Origin of the sequence: Mycobacterium asiaticum, from assembly GCF_001673635.1 — a bacterium.
Lineage (GTDB): Bacteria > Actinomycetota > Actinomycetes > Mycobacteriales > Mycobacteriaceae > Mycobacterium > Mycobacterium asiaticum_C.
Window position 1 is genome coordinate 94,489 of record NZ_LZMH01000028.1, and the last position, 22,278, is coordinate 116,766.

At 66.6% G+C, this 22,278-nt stretch carries 20 protein-coding genes; 11 read left to right on the plus strand and 9 right to left on the minus strand.

The genetic code is table 11. The features are described from left to right. Position 1: 1 nt before the first annotated feature. Together A5645_RS07355 and A5645_RS07360 are read right to left on the minus strand one after the other, a co-directional pair. On the minus strand, positions 2-811 hold the full coding sequence (locus tag A5645_RS07355; protein ID WP_065129051.1) for a DAPG hydrolase family protein: 810 nt from the start codon (positions 809-811) through the stop codon (positions 2-4). Continuing rightward, positions 811-2,151 (minus strand): FAD-binding oxidoreductase, encoded by a 1,341-nt coding sequence (locus tag A5645_RS07360; RefSeq protein ID WP_065129052.1) that lies wholly within the window; start codon positions 2,149-2,151, stop codon positions 811-813. The genes A5645_RS07355 and A5645_RS07360 overlap by 1 nt, the downstream gene beginning before the upstream one ends. 66 nt (positions 2,152-2,217) lie before the next feature. On the opposite strand from A5645_RS07360, the gene A5645_RS07365 reads away from it, so the two are divergent. Continuing rightward, positions 2,218-2,964 (plus strand): IclR family transcriptional regulator, encoded by a 747-nt coding sequence (locus A5645_RS07365; protein ID WP_065129053.1) that lies wholly within the window; start codon positions 2,218-2,220, stop codon positions 2,962-2,964. Positions 2,965-3,016: 52 nt separating this feature from the next. On the opposite strand, the gene A5645_RS07370 is transcribed toward A5645_RS07365, so the two are convergent. The 5 genes from A5645_RS07370 to A5645_RS07390 form a co-directional block, all read right to left on the minus strand. Next, positions 3,017-3,298 (minus strand): ANTAR domain-containing protein, encoded by a 282-nt coding sequence (locus A5645_RS07370; protein ID WP_065034148.1) that lies wholly within the window; start codon positions 3,296-3,298, stop codon positions 3,017-3,019. A 199-nt stretch (positions 3,299-3,497) separates the two neighbouring features. Further along, a complete protein-coding gene (locus A5645_RS07375) occupies positions 3,498-4,793 on the minus strand; it encodes a D-arabinono-1,4-lactone oxidase (RefSeq protein WP_065129054.1) in 1,296 nt (431 codons plus the stop codon). Positions 4,794-4,818: 25 nt separating this feature from the next. After that, positions 4,819-6,048, minus strand: a complete 1,230-nt coding sequence (locus A5645_RS07380) for an amino acid deaminase/aldolase (RefSeq protein WP_065129055.1) — start codon at positions 6,046-6,048, stop codon at positions 4,819-4,821. A 119-nt stretch (positions 6,049-6,167) separates the two neighbouring features. Continuing rightward, positions 6,168-8,051, minus strand: a complete 1,884-nt coding sequence (locus tag A5645_RS07385) for a PE family protein (RefSeq protein WP_065129070.1) — start codon at positions 8,049-8,051, stop codon at positions 6,168-6,170. A 104-nt stretch (positions 8,052-8,155) separates the two neighbouring features. Further along, positions 8,156-9,376, minus strand: coding sequence for a CaiB/BaiF CoA transferase family protein (locus A5645_RS07390; protein WP_065037459.1), 1,221 nt, complete (start codon positions 9,374-9,376; stop codon positions 8,156-8,158). Positions 9,377-9,613: 237 nt separating this feature from the next. Between A5645_RS07390 and A5645_RS07395 the strand changes: the two genes are divergently transcribed. Genes A5645_RS07395 through A5645_RS07430 form a run of 8 tightly spaced genes read left to right on the plus strand, consistent with a single transcriptional unit; the run spans position 9,614 to position 18,220 of the window. Continuing rightward, complete coding sequence (locus tag A5645_RS07395; RefSeq protein ID WP_065037462.1) at positions 9,614-10,456, plus strand: mycofactocin-coupled SDR family oxidoreductase; 843 nt, start codon at positions 9,614-9,616, stop codon at positions 10,454-10,456. Beyond that, positions 10,453-11,454: a thiamine pyrophosphate-dependent dehydrogenase E1 component subunit alpha gene (locus A5645_RS07400; protein WP_065129071.1), complete on the plus strand. Its 1,002-nt coding sequence runs from the start codon at positions 10,453-10,455 to the stop codon at positions 11,452-11,454. The genes A5645_RS07395 and A5645_RS07400 overlap by 4 nt, the downstream gene beginning before the upstream one ends. Positions 11,455-11,460: 6 nt before the next feature. Next, positions 11,461-12,471 (plus strand): alpha-ketoacid dehydrogenase subunit beta, encoded by a 1,011-nt coding sequence (locus A5645_RS07405; protein WP_065129056.1) that lies wholly within the window; start codon positions 11,461-11,463, stop codon positions 12,469-12,471. Beyond that, positions 12,464-12,700 (plus strand): lipoyl domain-containing protein, encoded by a 237-nt coding sequence (locus tag A5645_RS07410; protein ID WP_065037461.1) that lies wholly within the window; start codon positions 12,464-12,466, stop codon positions 12,698-12,700. Before A5645_RS07405 ends, A5645_RS07410 begins: the two co-directional genes overlap by 8 nt. A gap of 15 nt (positions 12,701-12,715) precedes the next feature. Beyond that, entirely contained in the window at positions 12,716-13,591 is an 876-nt protein-coding gene (locus tag A5645_RS07415) for an enoyl-CoA hydratase-related protein (protein ID WP_065037457.1), read from the plus strand. A gap of 18 nt (positions 13,592-13,609) precedes the next feature. Further along, the gene (locus A5645_RS07420; RefSeq protein ID WP_065129057.1) at positions 13,610-15,142 is read left to right on the plus strand and encodes an acyl-CoA synthetase; all 1,533 of its coding nucleotides are present in this window, start codon (positions 13,610-13,612) and stop codon (positions 15,140-15,142) included. A 25-nt stretch (positions 15,143-15,167) separates the two neighbouring features. Further along, positions 15,168-16,529: an aromatic ring-hydroxylating oxygenase subunit alpha gene (locus A5645_RS07425; RefSeq protein WP_065037460.1), complete on the plus strand. Its 1,362-nt coding sequence runs from the start codon at positions 15,168-15,170 to the stop codon at positions 16,527-16,529. Further along, a complete protein-coding gene (locus A5645_RS07430; protein WP_065037455.1) occupies positions 16,526-18,220 on the plus strand; it encodes an FAD-binding protein in 1,695 nt (564 codons plus the stop codon). The genes A5645_RS07425 and A5645_RS07430 overlap by 4 nt, the downstream gene beginning before the upstream one ends. Positions 18,221-18,252: 32 nt before the next feature. Here A5645_RS07430 and A5645_RS07435 read toward each other — a convergent pair whose 3' ends face one another. Continuing rightward, the gene (locus tag A5645_RS07435; RefSeq protein WP_065129058.1) at positions 18,253-19,098 is read right to left on the minus strand and encodes an enoyl-CoA hydratase-related protein; all 846 of its coding nucleotides are present in this window, start codon (positions 19,096-19,098) and stop codon (positions 18,253-18,255) included. A 255-nt stretch (positions 19,099-19,353) separates the two neighbouring features. On the opposite strand from A5645_RS07435, the gene A5645_RS07445 reads away from it, so the two are divergent. Further along, the gene (locus tag A5645_RS07445) at positions 19,354-20,730 is read left to right on the plus strand and encodes a DEAD/DEAH box helicase (RefSeq protein WP_065129060.1); all 1,377 of its coding nucleotides are present in this window, start codon (positions 19,354-19,356) and stop codon (positions 20,728-20,730) included. Positions 20,731-20,740: 10 nt separating this feature from the next. On the opposite strand, the gene A5645_RS07450 is transcribed toward A5645_RS07445, so the two are convergent. After that, positions 20,741-21,280 carry a class I SAM-dependent methyltransferase gene (locus A5645_RS07450; protein ID WP_065129061.1) on the minus strand — a complete coding sequence of 180 codons (540 nt, stop codon included), beginning with the start codon at positions 21,278-21,280 and terminating at the stop codon, positions 20,741-20,743. Positions 21,281-21,469: 189 nt separating this feature from the next. On the opposite strand from A5645_RS07450, the gene A5645_RS07455 reads away from it, so the two are divergent. Continuing rightward, positions 21,470-22,048, plus strand: a complete 579-nt coding sequence (locus A5645_RS07455) for a TetR/AcrR family transcriptional regulator (protein WP_231123278.1) — start codon at positions 21,470-21,472, stop codon at positions 22,046-22,048. Positions 22,049-22,278: the final 230 nt, after the last annotated feature.

Below are 22,278 nucleotides of genomic sequence, written 5' to 3' on the forward strand. Positions count from 1 at the left end.
ACTACTCGTTGCCGAACTTCTCGTACAGCTCCGGCAGGAACCCGGCCAGGTGGTTCATCTCCTGGGCGCAGTGCACCAACAGATTCCGGGCGCTGGACTCCGCGTTGCCGAGCATCCGGGCTGCGATCGGACGCACCGCCTTCGACGCCACGCCGGGAGCCTTTCGAACCGCAATGTGCGATCCGCCCATCCAGAACCGCGACCGCATCTCCGACCCGCTCGGCGTCGAACGGACGTGATGGATGAACCATCCGACGTCGACGGGCGCGTCGCCGGAACCCAGCCGGGCACAGATGGCGATCGCGTCGTCGGAGTCGGGGGGCAATCCCATGGTGACCGGTTCAACGAATTGTATTGCGCCACTGAGCATTGCCGAGCCGATGTACTCGTTGATCATCGACCAGCGGCCAATGTAGCGTTGCGCGCCGGTCCGGCCGGTGTCATGCCCGTCCTTCCAGGCCGCGGACAGGTGGGCGCGCGGATGCCACAACTTGTAGCGACGGCTGTCGCTGCCGTGCCAACCGAACCACCATGACCACATCGGCGGTGTCACGCCGGGCATGTCCGTACGGACCGAAACCTGATAGCCGCCGTCGGCAAGAACCCCGAATCCGTTCTCGGTCCACTGGTAGCCCTCGTCGGCCACCCGGGCCGCGTCGGCGTAGGCCAGCAGGGTCTGCTCGGCCTGGGTGCCGTGTTCCAGTGCCTCCACGACATGTCTTGGCAGCGCGGCCATCTCGGGTTTGAAGTACTTGCCCCATGGCGTGTCGGCATCGTCGCCGCGGTAACCGAGGTAGAGGTCAGTGGTCATCAGAGTCTTCCCATCCAGCTGTTGAAGAGACCATCGGGGTCGTATTCGGCGCGAACCCGGTCCAGCTTGGCCATGGCCGCATCGCTGGCGAACCGCGCCGGGCGCTGGCCGAGGTTCTCGTCGGCCAGTTGGATACCGGTGGCCAGGTGTGACATGGCGGCCATGTTCGACCGGGCCCAATCGCCGTACTTGGCATCGTCGGCGGGGTCTTTCCACGCCCCGTACAGCGCCAGATAGACCTCGTCTTCGATGCTGTACGCCATATCGGGGCGCTGCGGTGACGGCCCCCAGTTCAGCCACAGGAAGTGCGACGGGTGATCCGGGATCGTGTCGATGATGTTGCGGATGCCGGGCAGCAGGTCCTCCGCCGACGCCGAGGTCCACATGTTGTCGGCGGTGTAGCGGTAGTCCGAAAGGTAATTGCTCATCACGGCGGTGTACCAGGTGGGCATGTCGGTCGGCATGTAGGGAACCGCGACCAGTGCCTTGTCCAGTACCGGGACCGTGCCGAAGATCGCCAGGGCCGCCTCGGCCTCCTTTTCGGAGTCGGCGAAAGCCGGTGATGCGAACGTGATCGACGGTGTTTCGATGCCCATGCTGGGCACGCTTCGGCCCGCCACGATCTGCATCTCCACGCGGCGGTCCACTTCTGCGCTGACATTGCGGGCCCAGGTGTAGATCTCGTCGGCATAGTCGATCGGGTAGACGTACACGCTGGTGCCGCAGGCCCCCGGCCGTGGAAACAGCTTGAGGTAGAAGGAGGTGACCACCGCGAAGAAGCCGGGGCCGGCACCTCTTGCCGCCCAATACAAGTCGGGGTGATTGTCGGCGTCGCAGTGAATCTGCTCGCCGTCGGCGGTGACCACGTCGAGGCCGACGACGTTCTCGCACGCCAAGCCCTGGACTCGGCTGTTCCAGCCGTACCCGCCCTGCAGCAGGTAGCCGCCGACGCAGACCCCTTTGCAGTGACCGGCCGGGAAAAACAGGTTCTGCGCTTCGAGTTCGCCCATCAGGATGCTGCCGCCCTTCCCAGGGCCGACCACCGCGATGCCTTTCTCGGCGTCGATCCTGGCGTGATCGATGCGGTGCATGTCGAGCAACAGGGCGCCGTCGCGCAGATGGTTTGCCGCCCAGCTGTGTCCGCCCGATCGGATGCTCACTTTGAGCTTGTTGGCTTTGGCGTAGCGGAGGGCGGCGACGACGTCGTCGGTATCGGCGGCTCGAACGATCACCTCCGGATAGCGCTCGGGAACACGCTGGTTCCAGACCGTGCCGCGGCGCGCTTCCTCATAGCCGTCGTCGCTGCGAAAGAAATGCCGCCCCGCCGGCAGATCAGTCATCTACGCCTCCTCTGATTCGTTATCCGGTCCCTTTCGGACCGCGATGCGGAACACTATATTGGAAACGTGGCCCCAACGGAACGGAAAACACCGACGAATCGTGACGAGGGAATTCAGGTGCTGCGTCGCGCCGCGGCCGCGCTGGACGAGATCGCCGCCGAGCCCGGACAGCTGCGTCTGGTCGATCTCGGTGAGCGCCTGGGGCTGGCCAAGTCGACCGTGCGGCGACTGCTGGTCAGCCTGGTCGAAGTCGGCCTGGTGAGCGCTGATTCCAACGGCCGCTTCTCCCTCGGCGAGCGGTTGCTGGGCTTCGGCAGCGGCACCGGCGCGCACATCGCCGCCGTGTTCCGGCCGACCATCGAGCGCGTCGCGGCGGAGACCGACGAGACCGTCGACCTGTCGGTGCTACGCGGTCAGCGGATGTGGTTCATCGACCAGATCGAGTCCTCACACCGGCTGCGCGCGGTTTCTGCCGTTGGGGTGCGCTTCCCCCTCATCGGTACCGCGAACGGCAAGGCGGCGCTCGCCGTGCTCGACGAGGAAGACGTCGACGCCGCGCTGTCCCGGCTGGGCAGCCAGGAGGCCGGAGCGCTGCGCCGGGAAATCGACGAGATCCGTTCCAGCGGAGTCGCTTTTGACCGGGACGAGCACACGCCGGGAATCTCCGCGGCCGCGATCGCCCGGCGGTCCATCGCGGACAACGTGATCGCGATCTCGGTGCCCACCCCCACGGACCGCTTTCTGGAGAAAGAGCAGCAGATCGTCGCCGCGCTGCGTGCCGCGGCCCAATCACCGGCGTGGGCAACGCGCTGAACCGCCGGCCGCGGCACTTCCCTCTGCCGCGGCCGGCGATGGTTTCAGCGACTCAAACGGCGGAGTCCGCGAGCAGTTCGCCCCACTCGTGACGCGCCGCGGACTGTGCCTCGATGAAACTGGGGGTCTCCGCCCCCGAACCGGCCAGATGAACCAGTGCCCAGGCCATCGCATACACCGGAACCCGGTGACGTTGTGCAGCGCCGTGCAATTCGTCGAATGCGGTGGCCGAATGGCACCGGCGCAGGCCGATCAGGATGCCCCGGGCAGTGTCGAGAATGCGACCCGAGTTGGGGTCGCCGGATATCTGGGTAGGGACCCAGCTTGCAGTCATGCCTTTCTTACCCCCTACCGATACGCCCGCAGCGGAACAAACATCTTGCGGGTGAAGACATCTCGCTGGGGGTGCGCCGCATTGTGCGCACCGTGCCATGATTTGTGGCTTCGGCCCGCCGCGCCAGAGAGCGGCCCGTATCGATATGGACCTGTAAGTGTGTTGAGACCGGACGAATCGTGCTGCCGGACTGTGCGGATCAGTCTCCCAGCACGCGCCGGGTGTAGTCGTTGAGGAAGACCCGGTTGGGGTCGAGGCGGTCGCGCACCGCGGTGAATCGCGCCCATTCCGGATAACGCTCCTTCAGGGTGGCCGCGGTCTGATAGTGGCGTTTGCCCCAATGCGGTCGTCCCGCATATTCGTTCATGATCTCTTCCACTGCGCGGAAGTAGTTCTCGTATTCCATACCGATGAACTGGTGTACCGCGATGTAACAGGTGTCGCGGGCGTGCGCGGTTGACAGGAACGCGTCATCGGGAGCGCTGAAGCGCACCTCGAGCGGGTACATGATCGGCAGCTTGCGCCGCCGCACCAGGTCGATGATCCGTTGTACCGCCTCGCGCGCATGCTGGCGCGGGATCGCGTACTCCATCTCGGTGAACTTGACGTTGCGGGCGCTGGCATACACCTTCCACCCGTGATCCTGCACTGTCGACGGCGACATCAGGCTGGTCATCAGGCGGTTCAGTTGCGGTGCCGCGCCGGGGAATCGCCGGCCGGTGCGGCATATGACGTTCAGGCCGGCGTTTTCGACTTCCTCGCCCAGCCGCTTCTTCCACGCGGGCGCCGGCCGGGGCTCCTCGTTGCTGCGACGGGTCGTGCGCGCCAAAGCCGTGTCGCCGTAGGGGAACACGAAGAACTCGAAATGGTCGTTCGCGTCCACGTCGGCGTCGAGACGCTCGAGCGTGGTGATCAATGGACGTCGCTCGTCGGTGCGGTGCAGGGTGAACAGCGGCACCACCTTGAAGGTGACCCGGGAGACCACCCCCAGCGCACCGAGGGAGACCCGGGCGGCCAGGTATTCGTCCTTGTCCGAGTCCTCGGACACGTTCACCACCTCGCCGGCGGCGGTGACCAGTCGCGCCGAAACAATCTGCGCCGAGACGTTTTTGAAGCGCGCACCGGTGCCGTGCGTGGCGGTCGCGGTGGCCCCGGTGATCGACTGCTTGTCGATATCGCCCTGGTTCTCGATGCCGAACCCGTGCCGAGCCAGCTCCGCGAACAGCGAGTGCAGCTTGGCCCCACCTTCGACCGTCGCCAGTCCGTTGGCCCGGTCGACATCGATGACGCGCTGCAAGCCCGTCATATCGATCATCACGCCGTCGGTGCAGGCGCAGTCGGTGAACGAGTGCCCGGTCCCGACCGCGCGCACCCGTTCGCCCCGCTGCGCGGCGCCGGCAACGATCTCGACGAGTTCGGCCTCCGACGTCGGCCGCTTGATCGCTGACGGCGCGCAGACTTGGTCACCGGCCCAGTTGCTCCAGTTATCGCTCATCGCATCAGCTTTCGTTCGTTGGCAATCACAGGAAGGTGCGCCCCTCACCCCGATACGTGGGCACGGTGCCGACGATCGCCGAGCCCCGCACCAAATGCAGGCAGTCGAACCGCTCACATAGCTCGCCGGCCTTGGTATGACGGAAGTAGACCTTGTCACCGATCTTCAGCCGCCGGGCGGCGGCGCCGGTCAACGGGGTCTGCACCTCGCCGGTGCCCTCCATCGGGTTGAGCTTCAGGCCGGTCGGCAGATAGGGCGTTGGCATCCGGTCTTTGGCGCCTACACCGCTGGCCAGATAACCACCACCGAGGGCGGTCACCGTAAGCGCATCGGGCCGGCGCGACACCGGCAGCGCGAAAATCGCCGCGGGCTGCAAGGTGAACGACGAATAGGTGTCGAACAGCGTCGGCGCGTAGAACCCCGAGCCGGCGGTCGCCTCGGTCATCGCCGGTTCCTGGGCGACCAGTTGCAGGTCGCCGGTGCCGCCGGCGTTGACGATCTGCAGGTCTGCCACCTCGCGCACGAGTTCGACCGCCCGGGCGCGACGTTCGCGCAACTCGGCGATCGACTGACGCTGCATCCACCCGACGATGAGGTTCTGCGCATGTTTGCCGGCCACCCGGTCACCGAAACCGGCGATATGACCCTCGTAGGACATGAGCGCGACCAGCTTCAAAGCCGGGCGCCGGGCGATCTCGACCGCGAGCGCGCGCGCCTGTTCGGGCGTGTGCAGCGGCGAACGCTTCGGCCCGATCTTCAGCCGGCCACCGGCGGGCCAGTAGCCGGCGTCCAGGTCGAGGCACAGCCGGACCGGTTGGTGGGTGGCGCTCTCGATCAGGTCCAGATGTTCGACGCTGTCCACCATCACGATCGGTGCCCCGTCGGGATTCTCGGCAGTCAACTCGCCCAGTTCGCGCAGCGCCACCCGGTCAGTCGGCGGGTAGGCCAACAGCAGATTGTCGAAGCCGTGTCCGGCCAGCCACAGTGTCTCGGCCAGGGTGAAGGTCATCAGTCCGTCGAAGCGACGATTCGAGTCAAGGATCTCCCGCTGGATCGCTCTGCACCGCAACGATTTCGACGCGACCCGGATCGGCTTGTCACCCGCCCGGTCAAGTAGCTGTGTGGCGTTGCTCCACAGCGCGTCGAGGTCCAAGAACGCGAACGGTGCATCGAGGTCGGCGAAGGCCTGCTCGTAACGCTGCAGCCGGCCTGGCAGATCCAGCCTGACCTGCCCCGACTCGCGACCGGCGTTCACGCCGTCACCTTACTGAACAATTCCGCGATTGCCGCGCATTCGACGCGGATGCATACCAGTCTGTGCAGTTCGCCGTCCGGATCACCGAACACTGTGCAATTTGCCCTGTTCCCTCGTGCTCAGCTGGGCCCGGTGGCCCCGTTCTGGCCGAGCAGCAATCCGCGCGAACCACCGGCGCCGCCGGGTGCGCCGCCGGTGCCGGCACCGCCGTTTCCGCCATTGCCGATCAGCTGCGCATTGCCGCCGGCGCCACCGGTCCCGGCGCCGCCGGGCCCGCCGTTGCCGCCGGCTCCGCCGTTGCCCAACAGCAGCCCGCCCGAACCGCCAGCACCGCCCGTGCCGATGCCCCCGGCACCCGCGGTGCCTCCCGCGCCACCGAAACCGAACAGGACCGCCGAGTTACCTCCCGCTCCCCCGTTGGCGACGCTGCCCAACCCGGTGCCGCCGTTGCCGCCGTTGCCGCCGAACCCGAACACCCAGCCGCCGTTGCCACCATTGCCGCCGCTGGCATACAGCACACCGCCGGCACTGGTTGCCCCGCCGTTGCCGCCGTTGCCGCCCAGCCCGATCAGCACCCCGCCGCGGCCGCCCGCGCCGCCCATGCCGCCGACCGGTTGCAGGCTGGGCGGTGCCGCCGCCGTAGTGCCGGCGCCGATGCCGCCGCCGTTGCCGCCCTGACCGCCCATGCCGAACAGCGAAGCCTGCCCGCCGGTGCCGCCGAAACCGCCGGATCCCGCGTAACCGGTGACGTTGCCGACGCCGCCGTCGCCGCCGAGTGCGCCATTGCCGGCCGCGCCCCCGCTGCCGAAGAGCAGACCACCGGGTCCGCCGTCGCCGCCGAGACCGCCGACGCCGCCATTGCCACCGATGGCACCGAACGCGGCGCCGTTGCCGCCGATACCGCCGTCGCCGCCGCGGGCACCGTTGCCGACCAGGCCGATCGGGCCGCCGTTGCCACCCGCGCCGCCGTGGCCGCCCGGGTTGCCGTCCGTCACGCCGCCGACACCCGCGCCACCCGCGCCGCCGGCGCCCCCGACACCCGGTGCGCCGTACAGCAGGCCGCTCTGCCCGCCGTTGGCGCCCTGGCCGCCGTAGCCACCCACGCTGGAGGTGCCCGCATCGCTGAGTCCGCCGGTCCCGCCGGCACCTCCTGCGCCGCCGTAGCCGAATAACGCCGCGGCTCCGCCGCCGGTGCCGCCGGAGCCCCCGACGCCGCCAGCCGACGGGATCATCGGGGTGCCGACCGCGGGCGCCGTCCCGCCGGTTCCACCCGCGCCGCCCACTCCACCGAACCCGTACAGCAGGCCGGCCCCGCCGCCGTTTCCGCCGTTGCCGCCGGAGAAGCCCACGAGGCCGGCCACGGGCACGCCGAAGGCGTTTCCGCCGCCGCCGCCGGTACCCCCGTTGCCCCACAGCAACCCGCCGCTGCCCCCGGCGCCGCCGTTGGGACCGGCTCCGGGCACCGTCGCGTTGCCCGCCTGCCCGCCGTTTCCACCGTTGCCGAACAGCCCGGCATTCCCGCCGTTGCCACCGCCCTGATTCGCACCGCCGGGGCCGCCGTTTCCGCCGTTGCCGAACAGGATCCCGCCGTCACCGCCGCTCTGTCCGACGCCGCCGTTCGCGCCGTCACCGATCAGTGGCCGCCCAAACAGCACTTGAGTGGGCGCGTTGATCAGCGCGAGGAGATCTTCTACCACAGACTGCGCCGCCAACGGAGTTGCGTTGGCGGCCTCAGCCAACGCGTAGCTGCCCGCGCCGGAGGTGAGGGCTTGGACGAATTGCCGATGAAACGCAGTCACCTGAACGCTCAGCGACTGGTAGGTCTGCGCGTGCGAACCGAACAGCGCTGCAATGGCGGCGGATACCTCATCAGCGCCGGCGGCGATCAGCGCTGTGGTGGGGGCCGCGGCGGCCGCGTTGGCCGCGCCGAGCGACGAGCCGAGACTGGCCAGATCTGAGGCCACCGCAGAAAGAAACTCTGGCGCCGCGATGAGATACGACACTTTGCCTCCCGCCACCCGCTGGCGCAGTCACCGCCCAGCGGCATCAATTTCGGGCAAAGGGTATCCCGGTCCGGGCGGCCAACCGCGCATTTGCGCCGGTTGGTTCACAGAATCGCTTGCACGTCTTTCGCCTGGGCGATCTCGTCCCAGTCGACACCGAGCTCGAGCAGGATCTCCTCGGTGTGCTGGCCGTGCTCGGGCGCACGCGTTGGGCCGGGCGGGGTTTCGTCGAATTGCACGGGTGCGGCCACGGTTCGGTATTGCTCGCCCTTGTCATCGACATTGGTGATCACGTATCCGTTGGGTTCGACCTGCGGATCGTTCAGGGTTTCTTTCGGGGTCGCGAGGGCGCCCCACACTCCCGGCTCGTCCTTCAGCACCTCCCGCCAATGCGCGAGGTCATGGCGCGCAAAGGCATTGGCGAAGATGGCTGTTGCTTCGGCGGCGTTGGCGATCAGATTGGCCGACGGCACGAACCGCTCGTCGTCGGCCAGCTCGGCCATGCCCATGCGCCGGCAGAAGCCGGGCCAGAATTTGTCGGGTTGCAGGAAGACGAGCTGAATCCACCTGTCGTCCTTGGTCTTGTACCTGGCCACCAGGGGATTGATCGTCAATCCGGGCGGGGCGCCGGGGATTCCGTCGATGTCGAACAGATCGGCCACCGAGATCGACGGCGCAATGGCCCACATCGCCTGAGCCAGCAGTGAGGAGTCGACGATGCTGGGCTCGCCGGTCCGTTCCCGGTGGAACAGCGCGGCACACACCCCGCCGGCCAACGTCGCGCCCCCCTGCAGGTCGCCGAATGCGGGACCCTGAACCGCGGGGTGCTCGGTGCCGAAGGGCGTCAGCGTGTAGGCGACTCCACCCCGGGCCAGATAGGTGGCGGCGTCGAAGCCGCCGCGGTCGCGGTCCGGTCCGCGCACGCCCAGGCCGGTGCCCCGGGCGATGATGATGTCCGGGTTGAACGACCGCAGATCGTCCACGGTCAGCCGGGCCCGCTGCAATGCGCCGGGCAGCCAATTGGTCAAGAACACGTCCGCCGATGCCAGCAGGCGGCCGAACAACTCCCGTCCGGTGTCGGTCTTGATGTCGATGGCGATGCTGCGTTTACCCCGGTTACTGAGCTCCAGAATGAAGTCGGCGTCCGCACGCGCCGCGTCGCGGGTGAAACCGCCGACCACCAACGCCCGAGCGGGATCTCCGGAGGTGACACCTTCGACCTTGATGACGTCGGCGCCCCAGTCCGCGAGGGCCACTCCGGCCGACGGAACGTATGTCCAGGACGCCAACTCGATTACTCGAACACCGCTGAGCATCCCCGTCATCGCCCGCCCTTCCGGTCGCCCGCGTCATTTCTTGCTATTTTAGATATTCTAGCTACTGTAGGCCATATTGATGGCGCGACTGCAGCCATGCGCGGGGGCGTCCGACGCGGCTGCTCGTGAAAGAGATGCTATGGAGCCGACCATTGGTCCAATCGCGAATAGCCTTATGGCACAACGCGGATCGTTGAAGGTGCGGGGCGCAGCGTGACTCGGTCAGCGGGCCGGGTAGCCGGCAAGGTGGCGGTGATCAGCGGGGCGGCGCGGGGGCAGGGTCGATCGCACGCCCGGTTGCTGGCGGCCGAGGGCGCCGACATCATCGCCCTGGACCTGTGTGCGGACATCGAGACCAACGAGTACCCGCTGGCGCGGCCGGAGGATCTGGACGAGACCGTGCGCCTGGTGGAGAAGGAAGGTCAGCGGGTCTTTTCCGCGATCGTCGACGTCCGCGATCGTGCCGCGCTGTCCGCCGCGCTCGATGACGGCGTCGCCGAGTTCGGCCACCTCGACGTCGTCGTGGCCAACGCCGGTATCTGCCCGTTGACCGCCGGTCTGCCGCCGCAGGCGTTCGCCGATGCCGTCGACGTGGATCTGGTCGGCGTGCTCAATCTCGTGCACAGCAGCCTCAAGCATCTGCAAGCGGGCGCGTCGGTGATCGTCATCGGATCGAACGCCGCGTTCATGTCCTCGATGAACACCACCGGCATCGACGGCGGTCCCGGGGGCGCCGGGTACGCGTTCGCCAAAATCGCTGCGTCGCACTATGTCAACGACTTCGCCCGCGCACTGGCACCGTTCTCCATCCGGATGAACGCGGTGCATCCCACCAATGTCAACACCGACATGCTGCACAGCGCGCCGATGTACCGCGCGTTCCGGCCTGACCTGCCGAATCCGACCCGCGAGGACGCCGAACCGATCTTCCCGTTGGTGCAGGCGATGCCGGTGCCCTACGTGGAACCCGAAGACATCAGTGAGGCCGTGTTGTTCCTGGCTTCCGATGCCGCCCGCTACGTCACCGGCCAACAGCTGCGGGTCGACGCCGGCGGCTTCCTCAAGGTCAAACCGTGGTCGGGAGCATGACAACCGACGGGGCTGCGCCGCAGCGGGATTCATCCGGGCAGCGGCGGATCTACGAACTGATGGTGCTGATGAAGACCGCCGACGACCGGCTGTCCAAAGGCATCGCCACCGGGGAGTTCATGTGCGTGTACTGGCCGTCGCGTGGCCAGGAGGCCATCGCCGCGGCCATGGGGGTGATGCTGCGGCCCGACGACCAGTTGGTGACGACGTACCGCGGGTTGCACGACCTGATCGGCAAGGGTGTGCCGCTCGAGGAGATCTACGGCGAGATGATGGGCCGCACCGTCGGCGCCGGCCGCGGCAAGGGCGGCACCATGCACATAGCGAACCCCGACAAGGGCGTGATGCTGTCGACGGGCATCGTCGGTGCCGGTCCCCCGGTGGCCGTCGGTCTGGCGATGGCAGGCAAACGCAAAGGGCTGGACCGGGTTACGGTCGTCAGCTTCGGCGACGGCGCCACCAACACCGGCTCCTTCCACGAGGCCGCCAACATGGCCGCGTTGTGGGATCTGCCGTTGGTGTTCGTGTGCCAGAACAATCAGTACGCCGAAATGACGCCGACCTCGGACACCATGAAGATCGAGCGGGTAGCCGACCGCGCCGCCGGGTACGGAATGCCCGGAGTCCGCGTCGACGGGAACGACCCGCTGGCGGTGCGCGCCGCACTCGAGGAGGCGCTGGCCCACGCGCGCGGCGGCGGCGGGCCGACCTTCATCGAGTGCGTCACGTTCCGCTTCCGGGGCCATTACTTCGGTGACCGGATGCCCTACATCCCCAAGGATCAGCTCGCCGATGCGCTGGCGGCCGACCCGGTTCCGCGCTTCCGCGACAACCTGGTCGATGCGGGCATCTGCAGCTTCGAAGAACTCGACCGCATCGACGCTGAGGCGGCAGCGGCCGTCGAGTCGGCGCTGCGCGCGGTGCTTGACGCCGATTCGCCGTCGGTCGACGAACTCGAGCGGGATGTGTACGCGACTCCGATCGGGTTCCCAGGGTAGGGGGCGATGGCTACGGAAAAAGAGATGACCATGCGCGAGGCCCTGAACCTCGCGCTGGATCAGGCCCTCGAGGCCGACGACCGGGTTTTCCTGCTCGGTGAGGACATCGCCGATCCCGGCGCATCTGGTCCCACAGCAGGACTTTCGACCAAGTACGGGCACGACCGGGTGCTGGATACCCCGATTTCGGAGGCAGCCATTCTCGGCGCGGCCATCGGCGCCGCGATAGACGGCCTGTTGCCGGTTGCCGAGATTATGATCATGGACTTCATCGGCATCGCCGCCGACCAACTGATCAACAACGCCGCCAAACTGCGCTTCATGACCGCCGGGCGGACCTCGGCGCCGATCACCGTGCGCACCCAGGTGTACGCGGGCCTGGCCACGGGTGCCACCCACTCGCAGTCCCTCGAGGCGTGGTTCATGCACATCCCCGGGATGAAGGTGATCGTCCCGTCCACCCCGCGCGACGGCAAGGGCTTACTGACGTCGGCGATTTTCGACCCCGACCCGTGCCTGTTCGTCGAGACGATTCGCCTGCAGAGCAGGAAGGGACCCGTCCCGGTCGACCCCGGCTTCTCAATTCCGTTGGGCCAGGCTGACATCAAACGCCCCGGCACCGACGTGACACTCATCAGCTACGGCCGTGCCGTGCATGACGCGCTGGCCGCGGCGGCCACCTTGCAGGAGCAGGACGTCAGTGCAGAGGTCGTCGACCTGCGCACCCTGGTGCCCCTGGACGTCGAGACCGTCGTCGAATCGGTCCGTCGCACCCGCCGGGCGGTGATCGTGCACGACGCGGTGCAGTTCGCCGGCCCCGGCGCGGAGATCGCCGCGATCTTGCAGTCCGAACTGTTCGGCGAGTTGGTCGCACCAGTGCAGCGGGTGGGCGCCAGGTTCGTGCCCAACCCGGCCGCGGCGGCGCTGGAGGCTCAGGTGTTCCCCTCGCCGGCGCGCGTCGTGGCCGCCGCGCGACGCACCCTGGATGCCGCGGACCGGGTGAGTGCCGGTGGCTGACTTCATCATTCGGATACCTCGGGTGTCGGTGGCGGTCGCCGAAGCGGAGTTGACCGAATTGCTCGTGGACGGCGGCGAATACGTCGAGGAGGGCACACCGATCTACGTCATCGCCACCGAGAAGGTGGAGCAGGAAATCGAAGCCGGTGCATCCGGCACCGTGCAGTGGACGGCTCAGACCGGCACGACCTACGACATCGGCACTCAGATCGGCGTCATCACCTCTTAACGGAAAGGCGGAGCCATGGATCTCAACGAGACCCGCGAAAGAATCATCTACGAGAAGGAAGGCCCCATCGCGCGCGTGACGCTGAACTGGCCGGAGAAGGCCAACGCCCAGGACCAGAAACTCTCCGAAGAGGTCGACGCCGCACTGCTGGACGCGGACCGCGATTACGACATCAAGGTGCTGGTGCTCAAGGCCAACGGCAAGGGCTTCTGCTCCGGGCACGCTATCGGAAACAACGCGGTCGACTACCCGGCATTCGTCGAAGGCGCCAAGGTGATGGGTACCCCCTGGAAGCCGCAGACGGATCTGTTCGTCAAGCCGGTGCTGAACCTGTGGGAGTTCTCCAAGCCGACGATCGCGCAGGTGCACGGTTACTGCGTGGGCGGCGGCACGCACTACGGGCTGACCACCGACATCGTGATTGCCTCGGAGGATGCCTACTTCTCTTACCCACCACTGCAGGGATTCGGGATGCCGTCCGGCGAATGCTCGATCGAGCCGTGGGTTTTCATGAACTGGCGGCGCGCCGCCTACTACCTGTTTTTGGCCGAGGTCATCGACGCCAAGAAGGCTTTGGAAGTCGGTTTGGTCAACGAAGTCGTGCCGCGTGACCAGCTTGACGCCCGCGTCGAGGCGATCGCCCGCCATATCGCACAGGCGCCCATGACGACCCTGCTGGCCACCAAGGCGAACCTCAAGCGGGCCTGGGAACTGATGGGCATGCGGGTCCATTGGCAGAGCTCCAATGACCTGGTCGCCCTCGCCTCGATCAGCAAGGACGTTCAGGAGCTGATTCAGACGGTGTTCCGAGACAAGGTATTACCGTCCGAACAGGCCCGGCGCCAGGCAGCCGCGGCGGCCGCGTCGACCGACGGTGCGACCAGCACCTAGGCCTGCGGGAGTTCGTCCGTGAACATCGCCGACCACGCGAGAACAGCGCCGGAGTCCCCGGCCCTGATCGTCGACGGCGACGCGATTTCATATGCACGGCTCTACGGTCGAAGCCGGCAGGTCGCCGCGGCGTTGCACGATGCGGGACTGCGCCGCGGCGACGGTGTGGCGCTGATCCTGCCGAACCGGCCGGAGTTCTTCGAAATCACCTGGGGCTGTCAGCTTTCCGGTCTGTACTACACCGCCGTCAACACCCACTTCACCCCGGACGAGGTCGCCTACGTCATCGACGATTCGGACGCTCGCGCTGTCCTTGTCGACGGTTCGATGCCGGAACTGGCCGACCACGTCCGACATGTCAACCAGCGGGTGGACATTCACCTCGTGGTCGGCGCTGACCGGCCGGGCTGGCAGGCGTACGAGGATGCGCTGGGCGCCGCGGGCGAGCCGCCGCCGCCCTCGGACGGCTCAGAGATGTTGTACTCCTCGGGCACCACCGGCAGGCCCAAGGCGGTGCGACGGCCTTTGCCCGGCGACGGCAACGGGTCGTGGGCGCAGGCGGTTCTGGAGATGGCCCTGACCCATAAGTACGGCATGAGCCCGTCCAGCGTGTACCTGTCCCCCGCGCCGATGTATCACGCGGCCGGCGTGAACTACACCATGGCGGTCAATCGGGTTGGCGCCGCAGCGATCCTGATGCCCAGGTTCGACGCCGAGACGGTGCTGCAGCTCATCGAGACGCATCGGGTGACGCACGCCCAGTTCGTGCCGACCATGTTCGTGCGCATGCTCAAGCTGCCCGAGCACGTGCGCGACATGTACGACGTCTCGAGTCTGCAGTGCGTGATCCATGCGGCCGCCCCCTGCCCCGTCGCAGTCAAGCACAAGATGATGAACTGGTTCGGGCCGATCATTCACGAATACTACGGCGGCACTGAGGGTTTCGCCGGCACCACGATCGGGCCGCAGGAGTGGCTGGCGCACCCGGGTTCGGTGGGCATCCCGATGACCGCCGTGCACGTAGTCGGCGAGGACGGCAACGAGCTGCCGGTCGGTGAATCCGGCGAGCTCTATTTCGAGGGCGGTCCCGACTTCGAGTACTTCAAGGATCCGGCCAAGACCGCCGCGGTGTACAACGATCGCGGTTGGCGCACCCTCGGTGACGTCGGCCGCGTCGATCAGGAGGGTTACCTGTATCTGACGGACCGTTCCACCTTCATGATCGTCTCAGGCGGGGTGAACATCTACCCGCAGGAGGTGGAGAACCTCTTGGTCATGCACCCCAAACTGGTTGACGCGGCGGTCTTCGGCGTGCCGAACGACGAGTTCGGCGAAGAGGTCAAGGCCGTCGTGCAACCGGTGGCCGGCGTGGTGGGTGACAGCGACCTGGAAGCCGAGCTCATCGATTACTGCCGGGCACACCTGGCGACCTATAAATGCCCGCGCACCGTCGACTTCGACCCTGAGTTGCCCCGCGATCCGAACGGCAAGCTCTACAAGCGGCGGATCCGCGAAAAGTACTGGCAGGGACGGATGTCTCGGATCCTGTGAACAGCCAACGAACGAGGTGAACCCGATGCGTACCGAGGTGAACTGGACACCGCTCCCGGTGCCGTGGGCGGTACAGACCGCCGACCGCATCCCCAAGCAGCGCTACTACGACCCCGAGTTCTACGCGCTGGAGAACGAGAAGTTCTGGCCCCGGGTATGGCAGATGGCGTGCCGTCTCGAGGAGATTCCCAAGCCGGGCGACTTCGTCGAATACGAGATCCTCGACCAGTCGGTCATCGTCGTGCGACTGGACGCCGAGAATGTGCGCGCCTATCACAACGCCTGCCGGCACCGCGGCGTGAAATTGGTGGAGGGCAACGGGTCCCGCCGCACCTTCGTGTGCCCGTTCCACGGCTGGTGCTGGGGCATCGACGGACGCAACACTTTCGTGCTGCGTTCCGATGCGTTCGACGAGTCGAATCTGAATCCGCAGGACCTGGCCCTGGTTCCGGTGCGCTGCGAACTCTGGGGCGGCTGCGCGTGGATCAATTTCGACGACGGCGCACCGGGTTTGCGGGACTGCTTCGAACCGTTCGCGACGATCTACGATGCCTGGAAGGTCGAGTCACTGCGGAGCGAGTGGTGGCAGTCGTGCCGGCTTCCGGTGAACTGGAAGCTCGCGACGGCGGCGTTCATGGAGGGCTATCACGTTCCTCAGACCCACCCGCAGTTGCTTCCGTCGTCACAACCGGCCACCGGCCAGCCGCCGGGACTGATCCAAACCAGCCTGTACTTCATGCGGACGCTCGGCGAGGGCATGGCCGGGATGACCCACGAAAACGACCTCCGCATCGCCGAAGGCCTGCAGAACATGGAGTTGCCCGCCGACCCGGCCGAGGCGATGGCGGTGTGGAAAGCGACCCTGAACGACGCGGTGGTGCGCTGGCACCGGGCCAGGGGCTGCGACATTCCCGACCTCAACGAATTGCAGCGCCGCGGCATCGTCGACGCTATCGGGTTCTGCTTCCCGCATTATTTCCTGTTGCCGCAGTACAGCAGCGCGTCGTCATACCGGATCCGGCCGCTGGGCCCAGAGGAAACCCTGTTCGAGATCTGGTCGCTCACCCGCATCCCGCCGGATCAGGCAACCGGCAGACCCACCCCACCGGAACCCATGGCCCCCGACGACCCGCGCTGGCCGCCGATCCCGGCCCAGGATTTCTCCAATCTGCCCAAGCAGCAGAAGGGCTTGCATTCAAAGGGTTTTGAGTACATGCGCCTGTCGAGCCAGATCGAGGGGCTGATCTCGAACTTCGAGCGCGTCATCGACGGTTTCCTCGCCGACCTGCCGTATGACGTTCTGGTGCCGGCGATCCAGAAGACCAACACCACCATCGACGTCCCGATCGCCGACCTCGGTCTCACCGTGCCGGGGGTAGCGCGATGAGCACGGACTGGGACCACTCGGTCGATCTGCTTATCGCCGGTAGTGGCGGGGGCGGCATGGTGGCCGGCCTGGCGGCGCTGGACGCCGGGCTGGAACCGCTGATAGTGGAAAAGCAACCGCTGGTCGGCGGTTCGACCGGGCTTTCCGGCGGAATCGTCTGGCTGCCGAACAATCCGCTGATGCGGACCGACGGCATCGCCGACTCACATGAGGACGGTCTTGCCTACCTGGCCGACGTGGTCGGCGAAATCGGTGCACCGTCCTCCCCCGCGCGCCGGGAAATGTTTCTCACCGCGGGCTACGAGATGATCAACTTCCTGATGCGGCGGGGGGTTCGGCTGATCCGCTGCGCCGGCTGGAGCGACTACTATCCGAACCACAAGGGCGGCAACGAATCCGGTCGCGCCGTCGAGGGAATCCCGTTCGATGCCGCCGAGCTCGGGGCATGGCACGACAAGGTGCAACCGGCGCTGGCCAAGAACTACGGGTACGTGGTGCTCACCAACGAGCTGCGTTCGGTTCAGTACTACAACCGCTCGCCGCGGGCGTTCGCGGTCGCGGCCAAGGTGTTCGCCCGGACCAGGGCAGCGCGGATCGCCCGCCGGCACCTCCTGACCAACGGCGCCTCGTTGATCGGTCAGATGCTCAAGGTGCTCATCGATCTCAGTGACGGCCGGCCTCCGTTGTGGATCAATGCCGCCATGGCGGACCTGATCGTCGAGGACGGCCGCGTCGTCGGCGCGCGCATCACCCGGGACGGGACGAGCGTGAATGTCGAGGCCCGCAAGGGAGTCCTGTTGGCCGCCGGCGGTTTTGGCCACAACGCGGAGATGCGTCGGCAGTACAGTGGCGACCAGCCCAACGAGGGGCAGTGGTCGATCGCCAACGCCGGCGACACCGGCGAGGTGCTGCAGACCGCGATGCGACTCGGCGCCAAGACCGATCTCCTTGACGAAGCCTGGTGGTTGCCTTCGGTTTTCATTGCCAACGGCGGAGCGGCCGCCGCCTCGCTCGGTTCGGGGCGACAGCGTCCCGGCGCCATCTACGTCGACTCAACCGGCCGGCGGTTCTGCAACGAGTCGAACTCCTACGTCGAGGTCGGCAAGGCGATGTATGCCAACAAAGCGGTGCCGTGCTGGATGATCTTCGACGACGGGTACGTGCGCCGCTATGTCGCCGGCACCAACCCGCTCAACCGCCAGCACCTACCGCCGGCGCTGATCGAAAGTGGCGCCGTCAAGCGCGCTGGGACGGTTGGTGAACTCGCCGCCCAGATCGACCTGCCCGCAGATGAATTAATGCGAACCGTGCAGCGGTTCAACAGGTTCGCGGCCAAGGGTCTGGACCCCGACTTCGGGCGCGGGCAGTCGGCCTACAACGACTGCCTGGGTGATCCCGGTTACCGGCCCAACGCCGCGCTCGGCCCACTGGACCGGGCGCCCTACTACGCGACGCGGGTGCTGCCGGCCGACGTCGGGACCTGCGGTGGGGTGATCACCAACGAATATGCGCAGGTCCTCGGCGAGCAGGATCGGGTGATCGAGGGTCTCTACGCGACCGGCAATACCACCGCCACGGTCATGGGCCGAACCTATCCGGGCGCCGGAGCGAGCATCGCGAGTTCGATGGTGTTCGGTTACGTGGCCGCCCGCCACGCGGCGGGGCGCCGGTTACCTGGCGAAAAGACGTAAAAGTCCGCGCACGCCCGGCGTGTCGCGGACTTTCACGTCTGCTCGCGGGGCTCGTCGCGCCCGATGAAATCACGGGGCTTCATGCCGGACTGCATGAGTTCGGCGCGGCGGGCCTGCACATCGGACGCGGCGCCCACCATGTTGGTCAGGATGTGACTGACCTGAAGGTGCACCCGCATCCCCATCAGCTCCCAGGCCCGCTTCACGTTGTTCTTCACCGCCATCAGCGTCGTCAGCGGGATCTGCGCAATCTTGCGGGCCATCTCCTCGACGGTGTCTTCGAGGTCTTCGCGCGGCACCACCTTGTTGAGCAGGCCCCACTCGAGGGCCTGCTCGGCGGTCAGCGTCGGCGCCAGCAGCAACCAGTCCATGGTGCGGTGCCAATTCATCAGCAACCACGGCTCGATCATCGTGTGGCCGCCCGGCTCGCCGAGGCTCTGCGCCAGCGGCATTTGGAAATACGCGTCCTGGGACGCGACGCAGAAGTCGGTGAGCAGACCGAGGTAGATCCCGCCGCCCATGCAGTAGCCGTGGATTTGCGAGATCGTCGGCTTCGGAAACTCCCACAGGTACAGGGTTGGCCACAGAAAGAGATCCGCGGTGCCTTTGTACAGATCTTCGAACGTGTTGCCGAAGTCGGGATAGGGATTTTCGTCCGGCCCCCAACGGGCGACGTGTCCACCACAGAAACCCTTGCCATTGGCCTTGAGAATGACGACTTTGACTTCCTTGTCGTGGTCGGCTTCGCGTAGGCACGCGTCGACCTCGGTCACCAGAACAGCGTCCTTGGTATTGGCCTTGTCGACGCGGTTGAGGATGATCCGCGCGATCGGTGGTTCGCGCTCGTAGATGACAGCTTCCAGGACGCGCCGCTCCATCCGCGTTACATTACCGGACCGCGACGTAACGCCGACATGATTTCTGCGCGCATACGGTATGCTGAACAGCAATGTCGGCGCCCATGCCGACAACGTCGTGGAACGCATCGTCATCCACCAGTTCAGATGATTCGTGCATGCAGCACGAGCTTTTCTCGCGGCGATCGATTTTGCCCACCGGCAATCTCGCCATCTCGTGCTCGACTTCGCGGTATCGCGATGCGCGCACGCCGATGCCTGAAAGGCACCGAAATAGTGACTACCGACACAACTTTCGCCGACCTCGGCGTATCCGACACTCTTGTCGGTGCGTTGAACAGGGTCGGCATTGCCCAGCCGTTTCCGATTCAGGTTGCGACACTGCCCGACGCGCTGGCCGGGCGCGACGTCCTGGGGCGGGGCAAGACCGGCAGCGGCAAGACGCTCGCTTTCTCGATTCCGTTGATCAGCAGGATTTCCCGCCAGAACCGGCGTCCGTCGCGCCCCTCGGGCTTGGTGCTTGCGCCGACCCGCGAATTGGCGACCCAGATCACTGCCACGCTGGAACCGCTCGCTGCCGCACGGGGATTGAAGGTGACGACGATCTTCGGCGGCGTATCGCAAAACCGCCAGGTGGCCGCGCTGCAGTCCGGGGCCGACGTCGTGGTGGCGTGTCCTGGGCGGCTCGAGGACCTGATGAAGCAGCGGCTGATCAGTCTCGACGCTGTCGCGATCACCGTCATTGACGAAGCGGATCACATGGCGGACCTTGGTTTTCTGCCCGGTGTGACGCGCATTTTGGCCGCTACGCCCGTTAACGGTCAGCGTCTGCTGTTCTCCGCGACACTGGACAACGGGGTGGACAAACTCGTCAAGCGGTTCCTGCGCAACGAGGTGCTGCATTCGGTCGACGAGGTCAACTCGCCGGTCTCCGCGATGACCCACCACGTCTTCCACGTCGCCAGCACCGAGGCGAAGAAGGAGCTGGTGCACCGGCTGGCGTCCGGCAGTGGTCGGCGGATTCTATTTCTGCGCACCAAGCATCAGGCGCGCAAGCTGGCCAAGCAACTCACCGACGCGGGCGTTCCCGCGGTGGATCTGCACGGCAACCTTTCCCAGCCGGCGCGTGACCGCAACCTGGCCAGGTTCGCGTCCGGGGACGCGCGGGTCTTGGTGGCGACCGATATCGCTGCGCGCGGCGTCCACGTCGACAACGTCGAGCTGGTGGTGCACATCGATCCGCCGAGCGAACACAAGTCGTATCTGCACCGTTCGGGCCGGACGGCGCGTGCCGGCAGCGCGGGTGACGTGGTGACCGTGGTGCTGCCCGAGCAGCAGGCGGAGACGCAGGTTTTGTTGCGCAAGGCCGGCATCAAGGTCAAGCCCGCGCAAGTGACCGCTTCCTCAGCCGCGGTGCAGACGCTGGTCGGTGAGATTGCGCCTTACCAGGCGCCGCCGATCGCGGTGGCTGTTCCCCCGCAGCATCGACGGTCCAGTGGCGCGAGTGCGCGGCGTGGTCGTGGTCGTGGCGCACGATCGGCGTCTTCGGAATCCGCTCGTGTTGAGCCGACCGTCCAGCACCGAGGCCCCACCGCCGCGCGCCGCGTCGAGCACCGCCGTCGGTCGGCCCGTCCACAGGGCAGCGCCAGATAGTCCTGCCTCATCAGCGTCGCGCGAGCAGCCATGCGTGCCCGTCGCCTTCGTCGCCGGCTATGAGCTCAAGATTCGCGAAGGCGCTCGGTAACTCGCCGGGCGCCGCGCGAAACGGACCGGGTGCGGCACCGACCTCGCTGAGCACGGCGATCGCCAGCAACCCACCCGGCGCCAGGCGCTCGATCAGTGCTCCGTCGAGGCGGCGGTCGCGAAATTTGTTGCACAGGATCATGTTTGCGGGCGGGCCGGGCGGCAGACCCTGATCGAGGTCGACGACTCCGAATCGGCAACGATCGCCAACCTGGTTGCGCCGGGCCAACTCTCGCGCCTGGTCGATGGCAACCGCGGAAACGTCGATGCCCCAGACATCGAAGCCGCGGCTAGCCAACCATACGGATCCGGTCCCCTGGCCGCAGGCGATATCCAGCGCGAGACCCTTCGTCGGTATCAGATCGACGTGTGGGGCAAGGAAACTGGGTGCAGCGACCGCACCGGCGGGTCCCAGTTGGGCATATCGTTCATCCCAGCGGCGACGGTCCTGTTCGGTCACAGCGCCAAGGTTACCCGTGGCGATTTCTGGACATATGTCTGCATTTGTGGCGATCTCCGGCCGCTCAAGGTTTGCTCCGGCAAGCGGTACGAGACCACTCAGCCCTCGCTGCCGCAACGGATAAGGCGTTTGGCAGTTATCAGTGGGCACACGCTTGTGGCGTAGGTGGCTGCTTCCTACACTGGACGGGTGTCTAGAGAAGTCCCGGCTGCCGGCGCGCCGCGCCGGTCGGATCGACGGCCCGGACAGACCATCCGCAAAGTGCTCGACGCGGGACTCGAAGAACTGCGCGAGTCTTCCTACGCTAACTTGACGATGCGTGCGGTGGCTCAGCGCGCCGGTGTTTCGCCGGCTAGTGCATACACCTACTTCTCATCGAAAAGCGCTCTGGTTGCGGCGGTCTACTTGCGGCTGCTCCGTGAGTTGCCGTTGCACACCGACGTCAACGACACGACCAAGACCCGAGTGAGCGCGACCTTGCGGGACATGGCGCTCATCGTCACCGACGAACCCGAGCTGACCGCCGGATGCGGGGCGGCATTGATGGCGGACGATCCCGCGGTCACGCCGCTGCGGAGTGAGATAGCCGACGAGGTGGCCCGCCGGATCGGTGCCGCGCTCGGTCCGGGGTGGCCTCGGGCAGTGAAGTCGACGCTGCAGATGACGTTCTCCGGCGCGCTGATGACCGCCCGGTTTCTGCCCTACCCGGAGATCGCCGGGCAGCTCGACGAAGCGGTGAATTTGATACTCGGCGCTTCGGTTGCGTAGCGCGGGATCCCCTGCGCTACTTCGTTTTTTGTCAGTGGGTCTTCGTAGAATTCAGGGCATGGCAGCAACCATGCACGAGCAGGTCGTCGAGTTTCTCGGCGGGCTTGAGGCGTTTGCGGATCGCTTGGGGGCGTTGGATTTTGACGCCTGTGGTACGAGTGAGTTGCTGTCGATCATCGAGGGTATGCAGCGGGTGGTGCGTAAGTTGCGCGTGCCCGGGCATGCGGTGG